Source organism: Agrobacterium cavarae (assembly GCF_004310285.1).
Classification (GTDB): domain Bacteria; phylum Pseudomonadota; class Alphaproteobacteria; order Rhizobiales; family Rhizobiaceae; genus Agrobacterium; species Agrobacterium cavarae.
The window spans coordinates 167,470-180,748 of record NZ_SISF01000029.1 but is presented as its reverse complement, the minus strand read 5'-3'; the positions used below and the strand labels follow the sequence as shown (position 1 = coordinate 180,748).

The 13,279-nt window shown below is 60.9% G+C and carries 12 protein-coding genes; 8 read left to right on the top strand and 4 right to left on the bottom strand.

Annotated features, from left to right (window positions below):
• Positions 1-112: 112 nt before the first annotated feature.
• From EYC79_RS10935 to EYC79_RS10900, 8 genes are read left to right on the top strand one after another with little or no spacing between them, the layout of a single operon-like run.
• The gene (locus EYC79_RS10935) at positions 113-766 is read left to right on the top strand and encodes a Rieske (2Fe-2S) protein (RefSeq protein ID WP_130977994.1); all 654 of its coding nucleotides are present in this window, start codon (positions 113-115) and stop codon (positions 764-766) included.
• Positions 763-1,608 (top strand): aromatic ring-hydroxylating oxygenase subunit alpha, encoded by an 846-nt coding sequence (locus EYC79_RS10930; RefSeq protein WP_130977993.1) that lies wholly within the window; start codon positions 763-765, stop codon positions 1,606-1,608. The genes EYC79_RS10935 and EYC79_RS10930 overlap by 4 nt, the downstream gene beginning before the upstream one ends.
• Positions 1,605-2,279 (top strand): glutathione S-transferase family protein, encoded by a 675-nt coding sequence (locus EYC79_RS10925; protein ID WP_130977992.1) that lies wholly within the window; start codon positions 1,605-1,607, stop codon positions 2,277-2,279. Before EYC79_RS10930 ends, EYC79_RS10925 begins: the two co-directional genes overlap by 4 nt.
• Before the next feature lie 5 nt (positions 2,280-2,284).
• Complete coding sequence (locus EYC79_RS10920; RefSeq protein WP_130977991.1) at positions 2,285-3,664, top strand: amidohydrolase; 1,380 nt, start codon at positions 2,285-2,287, stop codon at positions 3,662-3,664.
• 31 nt (positions 3,665-3,695) lie between these two features.
• On the top strand, positions 3,696-4,793 hold the full coding sequence (locus tag EYC79_RS10915; RefSeq protein ID WP_416334227.1) for a BMP family ABC transporter substrate-binding protein: 1,098 nt from the start codon (positions 3,696-3,698) through the stop codon (positions 4,791-4,793).
• Positions 4,794-4,799: 6 nt separating this feature from the next.
• Positions 4,800-6,386: an ABC transporter ATP-binding protein gene (locus tag EYC79_RS10910; protein WP_130977990.1), complete on the top strand. Its 1,587-nt coding sequence runs from the start codon at positions 4,800-4,802 to the stop codon at positions 6,384-6,386.
• Positions 6,383-7,468 carry an ABC transporter permease gene (locus tag EYC79_RS10905; RefSeq protein ID WP_130977989.1) on the top strand — a complete coding sequence of 362 codons (1,086 nt, stop codon included), beginning with the start codon at positions 6,383-6,385 and terminating at the stop codon, positions 7,466-7,468. The genes EYC79_RS10910 and EYC79_RS10905 overlap by 4 nt, the downstream gene beginning before the upstream one ends.
• Positions 7,465-8,376, top strand: coding sequence for an ABC transporter permease (locus EYC79_RS10900; RefSeq protein ID WP_130977988.1), 912 nt, complete (start codon positions 7,465-7,467; stop codon positions 8,374-8,376). Before EYC79_RS10905 ends, EYC79_RS10900 begins: the two co-directional genes overlap by 4 nt.
• Positions 8,377-8,390: 14 nt before the next feature.
• Here the strand turns inward: EYC79_RS10900 and EYC79_RS10895 are convergent, their stop codons facing one another.
• The 4 genes from EYC79_RS10895 to EYC79_RS10880 all read right to left on the bottom strand — a co-directional run bounded on the left by EYC79_RS10895 (position 8,391) and on the right by EYC79_RS10880 (position 13,264).
• The gene (locus EYC79_RS10895) at positions 8,391-9,629 is read right to left on the bottom strand and encodes a M24 family metallopeptidase (protein WP_130977987.1); all 1,239 of its coding nucleotides are present in this window, start codon (positions 9,627-9,629) and stop codon (positions 8,391-8,393) included.
• 97 nt (positions 9,630-9,726) lie between these two features.
• Entirely contained in the window at positions 9,727-10,968 is a 1,242-nt protein-coding gene (locus EYC79_RS10890) for an amidohydrolase family protein (RefSeq protein ID WP_130978090.1), read from the bottom strand.
• A 7-nt stretch (positions 10,969-10,975) separates the two neighbouring features.
• Positions 10,976-12,499, bottom strand: coding sequence for a gamma-glutamyltransferase family protein (locus EYC79_RS10885; protein ID WP_130977986.1), 1,524 nt, complete (start codon positions 12,497-12,499; stop codon positions 10,976-10,978).
• A gap of 75 nt (positions 12,500-12,574) precedes the next feature.
• Positions 12,575-13,264, bottom strand: a complete 690-nt coding sequence (locus tag EYC79_RS10880) for a GntR family transcriptional regulator (protein ID WP_062426748.1) — start codon at positions 13,262-13,264, stop codon at positions 12,575-12,577.
• Positions 13,265-13,279 lie beyond the last annotated feature (15 nt).

Sequence of the window (13,279 nt, the reverse complement as noted above, 5' to 3'; positions counted from 1 at the left end):
AGTTGCAAGTGCGAAAATTTTATGCAAACGTGCCCTGCATGTCGCGCGGTTTTGCCCGCTGACGCCTTCTTTGTGCAGGGGCCAAGCCTCTCAAATCACTCGGAACTTTGAAATGCCTCAGAATATTGCCCCCGCCTGGATACCGGTCGCGTTGTCGACGGATTTGCCGGTGGCATCGGTCATTCCCGCTCGTCTTAAAACTGCGTCCTTGGCGATTTGGCGCGCTCAAAGCGGCGCTGTCTCTGCAGTCGCCGACCGCTGTCCACATCGCGGCATGCGGCTCTCGCATGGTTTCGTTCGTGGCGAAGCCTTGTCTTGTATCTATCACGGCTGGCGTTACGGAAAATCCGGCAACTGTCTTGCCATTCCGGCCCATCCCAGCCTGACGCCGCCTGAGGCAATCCGCGTCGCGACCTATCGGGCTGGCGAGCGTGACGGCGTGATTTGGGTATCGGCAGAAGAGGTCGCGGCCGACATGCCTTCGAATGAGGGCTTCGTCGGGCTGCGCAGTATCACGCTGTCAGCGACAGCCGAAACGCTTGCTGCCTGTATCGGCGCCGACCTTATAGAGGACGCCATCGATTGGGCGATCGACGGAATGAGGGCACGCCTGCTGACTGCGCCTTCGGGAGAAGATGGCGCGCTGCTTGTTCATCTATTGATCGACAGCAGCGCGACCAAAGCACAGAAAATTGCCGCATCGACCGCATTGGAAACACTGCGTCGTCAGGCCGAGGCCGCTGCCAACCGGGGAGAAGCCGCATGAGCCGCGACGCGATGATCGACCAATGGTATCCTGTCGGCTTGATCAGCCGGCTCTTGTCCGACGGGCAAGAGACGTTGCTGATGGGCGAAACGATCTGTGTCTCCCGCAACGGCGAAGGTAAGGCCGAGGTCGCGACGGCCGATGGCCGCGCTCTTCCCGTAACAGAAAGATATGGTCACGTCTGGTCTTCTCTAGGCGTGCCTGAAAAACCGCTCTTCGATATTCCGGAAGCCGAACAGCCCGGCCGTCGCCTGGTCGATGTCGGTGTCGTCCGGGTTCGCTGCTCGCCGCTGCGCGCCGTCGAGAACTTTCTCGACATCGCTCATTTTCCCTTCGTCCACACCGACATTCTTGGCTCCGAGCCCCATACGGAAGTGGAGAACTACAAGGTCGAAATCCGCGAGGACGCCGACGAGGTTTGGGCAACGCAGGTGAAATTCTATCAGCCGCAGGCAGCAAAGTCGGCCAGCGGCGGCATCACGACGGAATACATGTACCGCGTGCCCGCGCCCACCTGCTCCGTGCTCTACAAGACCTGCCCACCGAAGCCTGGCGAATGGGACGTGATCACGCTTTTCGTCCAGCCGCTGACGGAAGAACTCTGTGACGTGTGGCCGTGGATGGCGCTATACGACGATGAGACGCCGATGACTGATCTCATCCACTTCCAGCAGATGATCTTCCTGCAGGACCGCTCGATCCTCGAAAACCAGATCCCGCGCCGTCTGCCGCTCGATCCCGGCATGGAAATTCCCACCCGCGCGGACCTCACCTCCGTCGCTTACCGCCGCTGGCTGAAGCGCCACGACTTCACCTATGGCGCACAGCTGGTAGCCCAATGATCCTTTACGACTATATCCTCTCGCCAAGCTGTTACAAAGCGCGCCTGATGGCAGCACTCACCGGCCTCAAACTGACGCTGCGCGCCGTCGATTTCCATCCGGGCGGAGAACATCGCGGGCCGGAGTTGCTGGCGCTGAACCCGGCAGGCTCTATCCCAATCCTGGTGGACGGCGATCTGGTCCTGACGGAATCCTCTGCGATCCTCGTCTATATCGCGGGCAACGCTGCGCCCGCATGGCTTGGTACCGGCGAACCTTCCACAGCGGCCCGTATTCAACAGTGGCTCTCCTTCTCAGCCCGGCTGACGGCCAGCCTTGGCGGCGCGCGCTTGCATGAGATGCTGCATCGTCCGGGCGATATCGCCACCTTGCGCGCCTCGGGCGTGATTGCGCTTCGGGAACTGGAAGCCGCCCTCTTCGAGCAAAGGCTGAAGGGAGAGGCTTTCCTTGTCGGCAACACAGCAACCGTCGCCGACATCGCCTGCTTCCCCTATGTGGCGCTCGCGCCCGATGGCGGGGTATCGCTCGATTTTTACCCCTCCATCCGCCTGTGGATGCGTGCCATCAGATCGCTGGAAGGCTTTATCGAGATGCCAGGCATCCACCGTCTGCATGAGCTGAAGCCGGACCCGCACGAGACGCCAGCGCTGACCGAAACGGCAGAGGCGTAAAGCGTATGGCCGGACATCTTTTAAAAAACTGTGCTGCTGTGATCGTCAATGACGGCACCGGCATGTCCGTACGCCGCAATGTCGATCTCCTGACGGACGGTCCCGCAATCAAGGCCATCGGCGAGGATCTTGCGAGCGGACCGATCCCAGAGGGCACCGAAATCACCGATGCCAGCGGCTGGTTCGTTTATCCGGGGCTCGTCAACACGCATCACCATTTCTTCCAGTGCTTCGTGCGCAACCGCGCCGATCTCGACTGGACGAAGCTTTCGGTGATCGAGTGGCTCGATCGCATCTACCCGATCTTCTCGCGGCTGACGGAGGACTGTTTTTATCACGCCTCCGTCACCGCCATGGCCGAGATGATCAAGCACGGCTGCACCACGGCCTTCGATCATCAGTATAATTTCCCGCGTCATGCTGGTAAAAGGCTGATCGACCGGCAATTCGAGGCCGCCGATTTGTTTGGCATGCGCTTCCACGCCGGTCGCGGTGGCAACTCGCTGCCCAAGTCGGAAGGGTCGACCATACCCGACGAGATGCGCGAGACGACGGACGAATTCATCGCCGACTGCGCCCGTCTGATCGAGACCTATCACGACACCTCGCCCTTCAGCATGCGCCAGGTGGTGGTCGCACCCTGCCAGCCCGTCAACAGCTATCGCGAGACCTTCGTGGAGTCTGTTCGTCTTGCGCGCGACAAGGGCGTCCGGCTCCACACCCATGTCGGTGAGGGTGAGAGCGACGTGATCCTTGCCCGCCACGGGCTGCGCACTGTCGATTATCTGCACGAGATGGGTTTTGCCGGACCGGACACCTTCTACGCCCATTGCTGGGAACTGACCCACGACGAGTTGCGCACCATGGCAGCTTCGGGAACGGGCGTGGCCCACTGCCCTGAGCCGGTCTATCTCGTCGGCGCGGAAGTGACCGACATCCCTGCCATGAGCGCCTTCGGCGTGCCGGTGGGTCTCGGTTGCGACGGCGCTGCCTCCAACGATAATTCCAATCTCATGCACTGCATCCATTCCGCCTATATGCTGCAATGCCTGGCGGCCTCGACACGCGCTCATCCTGTGCCTGCACCCGCAGACTTCCTCGGCTATGCGACCACAGGCGGGGCGCAGCTTCTCGGCCGCACCGACATCGGTCGGCTTGCACCGGGCATGGCCGCCGATCTTTTTGCCATCGATACCCGCCGCATGGATTATGTCGGCACCCGACATGATCCCTTGAGCCTGATCGCCAAGGTCGGCATCGGCGCGCCGGCGGACATGACCATGATCAATGGCCGTGTGGTGTGGGCAAAGGGCGAATTTACCGGTCTGGATGAAGGAAAACTTTTCGCCGACGCAGAAGCGGCGCTCGCCACCATCGATTTCTGAAACAACACAACCGACAAGGGGAACCATCATGATCAACGCACTCAATCGCCGCACGCTGCTGAAGGGCGTCGCACTCACCGGTCTTGCCAGCGCCGTTGGCGCGCGTGCCACACTCGCAGCTGATAAGCCGCTCGGCATCGCACTTGTCGTGCCCTCGCCCATTGGCGACGTGGGCTGGGGCCATGCGCTCGCCGCCGGTCTTGAGCCGGTCAAAGCGGCCTATGGCGACAAGGTGAAAGTCACCATTCTGGAAAACATTCCGGAAGGTCCCGATGCCGACCGTATCATGACCAAGACCGTTGCCGACGGAAACAAGTTCCTGATTGCCGGCTCCTTCGGCTATCAGAACGGCGCGCTGCAGATCGCTCGTCGCAACAAGGACGTCAGCGTGCTGCACGCGTCCGGCTTTCAGGTCGCGCCGAACTTCTCGCCCTTCGCCGCCAAATATTTCCAAGGCACCTATCTGATGGGCATGGCGGCTGCCGCGCTGACGAAATCTGGCAAGCTCGGCTCGGTCTCGGCCTTCGCCATCCCCGAACTCATCACCTCCATCAATGCGTTTACGCTGGGTGCCCAGGCCGTCAAACCAGATATCGAAGTTTCCGTTGTCTGGGTGAACTCCTGGTTCGATCCAGCAAAGGAACAGGAAGCCGCCAAGGCGCTGATGTCGCAAGGTTGCGATGTGATCTTCTCCAACGCGCAGGACACACCATCCGTCATCTCCGCCTGCGAGGAAGCCGGCGTCTACGCCTTCAACCTCAATTCCTCGATGAAGAGCTACGCGCAGAAGACCTATCTCGGTTGCGTTGCGACCGACTGGTCCCCCTACTTTCTGGCGCAGGTTAAGGCGCACATGGACGGCACTTTCAAGGGCGCGAATGCCTTCCTCGGCATGTCGGACAAAGTGGTCAAGGTCGTGGACTGGAACCCCAGCGTTCCGGCCGACACCATGACGAAAATCAACGAGACCGAAGCAAAGATCGCCGATGGCAGCTTCTCGCCCTTTACCGGCCCCATCACCAAGGCGGATGGGTCGGAAGGCGTCGCAGCCGGCAAGACGCTGACGGACAAGGAGATCATGGCCATGGATTGGCACGTCAAGGGCGTCACCACGCCTCTGCCGAAGTGATCCCTCATGGCTGAGACGACCCTGCCCGCATCGGCAGACAGTGAACGGGCGAAGGCACCCCTACTTTCGCTGCGTGGCCTGTCGAAAAGCTACGGCCAGATCCGCGCCAATCAGGCGATCGATCTGGACGTGGCGGACCATTCGATCCACGCCATTCTCGGCGAAAACGGCGCGGGCAAATCCACGCTGATGAAGCTGATCTATGGTGTGGAAACGCCGGATGAGGGCACTGTGACATGGCGAGGCGAGCCGATCCGGCTAGCTTCGCCCGCCGAGGCCCGCCGCCAGGGCATCGGCATGGTCTTTCAGCATTTCTCCCTTTTCGAGACGCTGACGGTCGTCGAGAACATCTCGCTCGTCGTACCAGGAAAGAAGAGTGATCTTGTCGAGCGGGTGCGCTCATTGGGACGCGACTTCGGCCTTGAGGTCGATCCGCTGGCCCATGTGCATGCGCTCTCGGTCGGCGAGCGACAGCGGGTCGAGATCATCCGCTGCCTGATGACCGACCCCAAGCTCATCATCCTCGACGAACCGACCTCGGTGCTGCCGCCGCAATCGGTCGAGAAGCTATTCGAGACGTTGAAGCGCCTGCGAGATCGCGGCGTCTCCATCCTCTTCATTTCCCACAAGCTTGAAGAAATCCGGGCGATCTGCGACCGCGCCACCATCCTGCGCGGCGGAAAAGTGACCGGCCACGTGGATCCGCGTGAACACGATGCCCATGATCTTGCCCGTATGATGATCGGGCGCGACATGCCGGAGATCAAGGCTCCGACGGTTGTGGCGACCGGCGAAAAGCGCCTCGAACTGATCGGCCTCGACTACGAGCCGGACGATCCCTTTGCTGTGCCGCTGAAGCGCGTCACGCTGGAGGTGAAGGCAGGAGAAATTCTCGGGCTTGCCGGCATTTCCGGCAATGGGCAAGCGGAACTCTCGTCTATCATTTCAGGCGAAACGCGGCTGGGTCGTGAAGCGAAGGACCGCATCTTCATGATGGGCGAGGATGTCGGTCGCCTCGATGCCGCTGCCCGTCGCAGGCTCGGCTTTGCCTTCGTGCCGGAAGATCGTCTTGGCCGTGGTGCGGTGCCAGAGCTTTCGCTCACCTTGAACGGTCTCCTGACCGCCCATCCGCTCGGCCTGCTGAAGCACGGTCTGATCGACCACACCGGTGCCAAGACGTTCGCCGAGACCTGCATTCGCGATTTCGATGTGCGGACACCTGGACCCGACGCAGAGGCCGGCGCGCTTTCCGGCGGCAATCTGCAGAAATTTATCGTTGGCCGAGAGATCATGCTGGGGCCGAAATTGCTCTTCGTCGCCCAGCCGACGTGGGGCGTGGATATCGGTGCCGCCATGGCGATCCGGCAAAGACTGATCGCGTTGCGCAATGCCGGCATGGCGATCCTCGTTATCTCCGAGGAAATCGAAGAGCTCTTCGAAATCTGCGACCGCATCCAGGTGCTGAATGCCGGTACGCTCAGCCCGTCCCTCGTGACGTCTGAAACGCGTGTCGAAGATGTCGGCCGCTTCATGATTGGTGCCGACGCTGCCACTCACACCGAAAACCCCGCTGCTGGAAAGCTGTCCGCATGAGCGCCTTCCCTCATTTCGTTCGGCGCGAACGTGCCTCGCTGAAGGCGACCATAGTGGCACCGCTTGCGGCGCTCGCGGTTGCCACACTCATCAATCTCGCGCTTTACGCCGTCATGGGTAAAAGCCCTGGTGCCGTGTTCCATGCCATGCTGCTGGAGCCGTTCCTCTCCTGGGCAGCCTTCTCCGAAGTGCTTTTGAAAATGGGGCCGCTGCTCGTGATCGCGCAGGGACTTGCCATCGGCTTTCGCGCCAAGGTGTTCAATATCGGCGCCGAAGGACAGTTCATTCTCGGCGCGATCTTCGCCTCAGCAATCCCCATCTATTATCCGGAAGCAACCGGCGGCTGGATCTGGCCGGCCATGCTTGTCTGCGGGGCCATCGGCGGCGCGCTCTGGGCCGCGATTACCGCTTTCTGGCGGGTGCGGCTCAACGCCAACGAAATTCTCGTGTCCTTGATGCTGAGCCTGGTTGCCGCACAGGTCCTCAACTATCTGCTGCTTGGCCCCTGGAAGGATCCAAACGGCTTCAACTTCCCGCAATCGGTGATGTTTCAATATGACGCCATGGTCCCGACCCTGATCGAGGGCACCCGGGTCAACTGGTCGTTTCCGCTCACCATCCTCTTTTCTCTGGCCGCTTATGTCTTCATGCAGAAGAGCTTTCTCGGCTATAAGCTGCAGGTCGGCGGCCTTGCCCCGCGCGCGGCCGACTATGCCGGTTTCAGTCAGGGCCGCGCCATCTGGCTCTCGCTCCTGATTGGCGGCTTTGCAGCGGGTCTTGCGGGAGCGGCAGAAGTGGCGGGCCCGATCGGCCAGTTGCAACGCTCGATTTCCACCGGCTACGGCTACGCGGCCATCATCGTCGCCTATCTCGGCGGACTGCATCCGATCGGCATCATCCTGTCGTCGCTCGTCATGGCGGTGATCTATATTGGCGGTGACAACGCCATGGTCTCCGCCGAACTGCCGATTGCCGCAGTGCGCGTCTTCCAGGGAAGCCTGCTCGTCACCTATCTCATCGCGGTCGCCTTCGTCCGCTACCGCCTCGAATGGCCGAAAACTGCAGATCGGAAAGTGGCATGAACGCGGTCGATTTTATCCTCTCCGGCATGCTGGCGGCGGCGACGCCCTTTCTGCTGGCGGCGCTGGGCGAACTCGTTGTCGAACGCGCAGGCGTTCTTAATCTGGGTGTCGAAGGGATGATGGCGCTCGGCGCCGTCATCGCCTTTATCGTCGTCTATCATGGCGGCGGTCACATGCTGGCTTTCATGGCGGCGGGCTTTGCTAGCGTGTCGCTGTCCCTCATCTTCGCACTGGTTGCGCTTGGCTTTCGTGCCAACCAGGTCGCAACCGGGCTTGCCATCGGCATTCTGGGCCAAGGCCTCTCGGCCCTTTTCGGCAAGACCTATGAAAGCCTGACGGTCAGGGGACTGCCGAAACTTGCCATTCCCGGCCTGTCCGATCTTCCCGTCATCGGCGGTCTTTTTGTGCAGGATATCGTCGTCTGGCTGTCGCTTCTCCTGACACTTGCCATCTGGGCGGGATTTGCCTTCAGCAAGACAGGACTCGTGATCCGCGCGGTTGGGGAAAATCCGAAAGCGGCACATGCGATCGGCTATTCTGTCATTGGCGTGCGTGTCGCGGCGATCGCCTTCGGCGGTCTTCTGGCAGGCTTCGCCGGCGCCTATGCCTCTGTGGTCTACACGCCGCTTTGGGCGGATGGCATGATTGCCGGACGTGGCTGGATCGCGATCGCGCTCGTTGTCTTCGGCACATGGCTGACGGGACGCATCTTCCTCGGAGCATGCCTGTTCGGCGCAGTGTCGCTGATGAGCCTTGCGGCACAGGCAACCGGTGTGGAACTGCCGTCGCAGTTCCTCTCAAGCCTGCCCTATCTCGTCACCATCATCGTGCTCGGCATCATTTCCGCCAACAAACGGTTGCTGAAACTGAACGGCGTCGCCTCGCTCGGAGAGCCTTTCGAGCGATAGTCTGAGCGCCCAGCTCAGACACTGCCCGTGCTGAGATCGCGCAGACCTCTCGGCAGGCTGTTCATGCATTGCGTGCCGTTCGGCGTGACCAGGAACTGATCCTCGATCATCAGCGCTCCAAAGTTTTGGCCGTAAAAGGGCGCTTCCAATGCGACGACCATATCCGCCTCGATGATCTCCGAATTGCCTGAAGAAAAGAACGGCCATTCTTCAATACCCACACCGCCACCGACGGAGTGCCCGAAGTGTCCGCGATAATATTCGCCGAAGCCATCGCGCCGCATTGAGCGAAGCATGGCGTCATGCACCGCGCCGAAGGTCTTGCCAGGGGTGATCTCATCCAGCCCCGCGTGAAATGCTGTCTCAAGCGCCTTAAAGATATCGTCCGCCAATGGCGATGCCGGACCGTAGGTTACGGTGCGCGCGCCATCGGACGAATACCCTTCGACGAGGGTGCCGACATCAGCCTTGATCAACGCGCCAGGCGTCACCTTCGCAGCGCCATTCGACAAGTCCGGCCCGACAGAGATGTAGTCCCAATGTCCACTCAGCGAGAAGCCACCTGTGGCCGCCGCTTCCTGCGCGCCCGTTTTCCACGCTGCAGAGAGGCTTGCGACCGAAGTTCCAAGCGAGACGGCTTCCATCATGCGCATGAGGCCAGCCTCCGCCGCCATGGCCGCGTGCCGGAGTCGTTCGATTTCACGGGGCGTCTTTATGGCGCGCAGGCGCCTCAAAACCAGGGAGCCATCGACCCAGCGGATTGAGGGAATAGACGTTTTCAAAGCCTCGAAATCGGCAGCGGGCATGAATTCGAGATCGACCCCGATCCTCGCAGGGCGGAGACCCTTCTCCTGCAACAGATCGGCCAAGAGATGGAAGCATGCAGCCCGATCGAAGGTTTCCGGTCTCGGCCCTCCAACGCCTGAACCTCGATACGCGCCATCGATGCCGAAAACCGTGTTTACGCCCGACAGATCGACCCCATCGATCCAGATGCGATGTGTGCGGACGTCAACGTCTGGAGCCCGCTGCAGTACCACTGGTGCCGCATGATCGCTGACGATCGCCGCAAGCGAAAGCTGTGCATCACTTGGAACCAGTGCGATCGCAGCCCCTGCCCTGCCCCACATGGTGGCGACACCCGCGGGCGCCCCGATCGCATATTGAAACGCTTCCGGCTGGAAAAGAACCAATGCATCAAGGCCGGCTTCACGCATCAACCGCTCCGCCCGTTTCCTGTCCAAATCGCTCAAGGCTGCCTCCACGAACACTCAATTCGGTTTAGCCGAGGCCGATGGATGCCGCCAGTCGGATTCATGATGACACACCAAAGCGGCCTAGGGTCTGTACCTATAAACGGGATGATGCCGGGTCGAAAATGATGGGCTTTGGACGAACGAAGGTTCTTCGTCCTGCCTTCCAGCCCGCAATCGCAGGTGCCACCGAGCGGACAGCATGACGAGGATCGTCAGCGTCCAGAATGACGATATCGGCGGGACCCCCAATCCGTAATTGATGATCTACGCCCATAATAGAAGCGGCCCTGGAGCTGACCATGGCAAAGACTTGGTCGACATCATCATCCCGCGAAAGCTGCATCAGATTGGCATAGAGATTGGCCATCCGCCCAAGCGAGCCATCGCCGAAAGGCGTGAATGGGTTGAGCACATTGTTGGTGGCTACCGCGGTGCGGACGCCATCTGCCGAAAGGAGATGAGCCGGTGTGATACCACGCGGAATATTTGTCGTTTGCCCCCGCCCCATGAGAAAAAGATCCGTCGCCGGCAGAACGACCAGCGCGATGCCAGCCTCGCCAATTTGGCGGGCAACAACGGAGCGATCCTCAGGAGCAAGAGCGGAGAGATTGGTGACATGGCCTATCGTGACGCGGCCTGCATAGGCGTTGGCCTTGGTTGCGGCAATCACCGCCGGAAGATCCGTCTTGGCGGGGTTGAGGCTGAAATCCAGATGGAAGTCGACATCGACATCATGCTTTCTTGCGAGATCGAAGATGCGACGCACATGCTCTTCCGGGCGAGGATCAGTATAGGGACATCCGCCAACGAGGTCCGCGCCGGTGCGAAGTGCTTCATCGAGCATGGCTTCCGTCTCGGGCTCCTGCGTCAATCCTTCCTGCGCGAAAGCGCAAATCTGGGTATCGATGGCGTAGGCATAATGTTCGCGTACCCGCTTGATCGCCTCGAACGACCGCATCCCCGCGCGAGGGTCGATCTCGACAAAGGTTCGCATGCGGTTCGTGCCATGCATGATGGCTTGGCGCACGACTGAGCTTGCCCGCTCGAACACATCCTCCTGCGTAAAGCCCGCCTTGGCCTTCGCTGTTTCCCGCACGGCCTCCTCCAACGTGCCTTCACAGATCGTGCAGCGCTTCAGAATGCAGGCCTTGTCCAGATGGACGTGACTATCGGCGAAGCCGGCGAAAGCAAACCGGCCGCCGAAATCCTCCTCCTCGACGGCGTCGCAACGAATATCGTGGCGCATATCGACAATCAGACCGTCGCGAATGGCGATATCGATGACGCCGGGCTGGTTGGCCGTCTGAACGTTTCGCAGAAGGAAATCGGCCCGCATGTCTTGCTTATACTCCGACTGCGCAACCGTCGCTGCGCGGATCATGCGCACCATCGATCCACCCATCTGGGCCAATCTTGATGACCCCTGCCTGACCGGCAAGCGCACTGAGTTCTGGAATGGCGACGACACCATGGCCGTAGCTTGAAAGCGTATCGATCACGTCCGAGCCGACGGATTGCTCGATCTTGAGATTGTCCCGGCTGTCTGAAAAGGTGCGCCCAAGAAGAAAGCGCGGCGCCGACAATGCCGAAAGCGGATCAAGGCCGTGGTCAATCAATCGGCTGAGGAGCAATGTCAGCGTTTGCGGCTGACCATCGGCACCTTGCGTGCCGTAGAGGAACGCCGGTTTGCCATGGCGCAACGCGATACCGGGATTGAGCGTGTAAAAAGGCCGCTTGCCCGGCGCGATCACATTGGGGCTCCTGGGGTCTGTGCTGAATGCCGCGCCGCGGTTCTGCCAGAGGATGCCGGTATCTTCCAGCAGCACGCCGCTGCCCCAATCGTAATAGGTGCTTTGAAGCACGCTGGCAGAACGGCCTTGTGCATCCGTCGCGGCAAGAAAGACCGTGTCACCGTTGCGGAAGGGTGCGGGCCAAGGCAGGGCGACATTGCGATCGATCTTCCGGGCCTTGGTCGCGAGGAAATCCTGCCCCAGCCGGGCGGCGCAATCCTGCTCGATAAACGCCGGATCGGCGATACCGCCCCGCTCCAGAAAGGCCTGTTTGATGGCTTCCGCGCAAAGGTGATAGAACTGCGACGTATCCGGAGCGATGTCCTGCATTGCGAAGTTCGACAGGATGCCCATGATCGATAGGGTCGTGATGCCCTGGCTGGGCGGCGGTGGGGCCAGAAGCTCGAAATCGCGATAGGCGAGCGACAGGGGCGCGGCCAGTGTCGCGAATGTCTTTTCCAGATCGCGTTTTCTGATCGGGCTGCCGGCCGCCTCAAGCCCGCTCGCAATCCGGTCAGCAACGTCGCCCTCGTAAAATGTCCTGTAGCCATGCAGGGCGATCTCTTCCAGAACAGCGGCCAATTGCGGCTGATGCTGGACACCTTCCTTCACGAAGAACCGGGAAACGCCCGGCCATCCATCGATCTCGTCTTTGCGAAACGCATGCCAATGCGCCTGCGACTGGCTGACGGGAAAGCCGCCCGCCGCAAATTCTATGGCATCTCCGAGCAGGCTGGCAAAGCTTTCGCTGCCACCCCAATGCGTACGAGAATAGTCAAGCGCCTTACCCCAACTGTCGACCAGTGCCGCGGTCGTCAAGGTGGAGAGCGGGCCACGAGTCGGGATAACATCGAGCTTTGGCAGCGCCTCAGCCGCTTGCCCGATCCCCATGATCGCGTCGCGTCGCCCTTTGCTATCGGCCACGATCCAGATGGCATCTCCGCCCAGCCCGCAAAAATGCGGATAGAGAACCGTCAGTGCCGCCCCCGCCGCAATCACGGCCTCGATCGCCGTGCCGCCCCGCCGCAACACCTTGGCACCCGCTTCGCTTGCAGCGCGATGTGGCGTCGTGACCATGCCATGACTCGACCTCGCGGCATGCGTGCTCTGCGGCAAAAGAGTGTTCTCGTTCGTCGCCATTCCGTACAGCCCTTACTCGGAGGCCGAGATGTAACGGCTGAGGATCTCGCTGATATCCGGACCGTCATCCTCGTCATCCGCCTTGGCGCGATCTTCGACCGCATGCAGATGATGATCCATGATGTCGGTCGCAGCTTTCACGTCGAGGTTTTTCAGTGCCTCGATCAGCTGAATGTGCTCGTCGATACCGCATTCGGCCGAGTGCGGCCTGCCGAAACGCGCAAGGATGAGAGAAGACCGGGAGACGACCTGGATGATGAATTCGATCAAGAGCTTCGAGCCGGTCAACTCCGCCAGCAGAATGTGAAACTCGCCAGCCAATCGGATGGACCGCGGCGAGGATGCCCGCAACGCTCGCTCTTCTTCACGCACATGGCTGACCAAGGCATCGATGCCGTCCTTCGGCATACGCTTGCAGAGCCTGTCGATCACCTCTCGCTCCAGGCACCGTCGAAGCGCAAAGACTTCCACCGCCTCCTCCAGCGTCGGCATGGCGACGGCAGCGCCGCGGTTCGGTTTGATCTCGACAAGCCCATCCGAAGACAGCCGGACAAGGGCGTTGCGCGCGCTCGTGCGGCTGACGCCGAAGGTATCGCCAATCGAATCTTCCGGCAGCTTGGTGCCTGGCTTCAACGCCTGCTCAAGAATGGCGCGACGGAGCGAGGCGTAGATCGCGTCGCTTCTGGTCAGATTGGTGGACATCGCTGCGAGACCCTG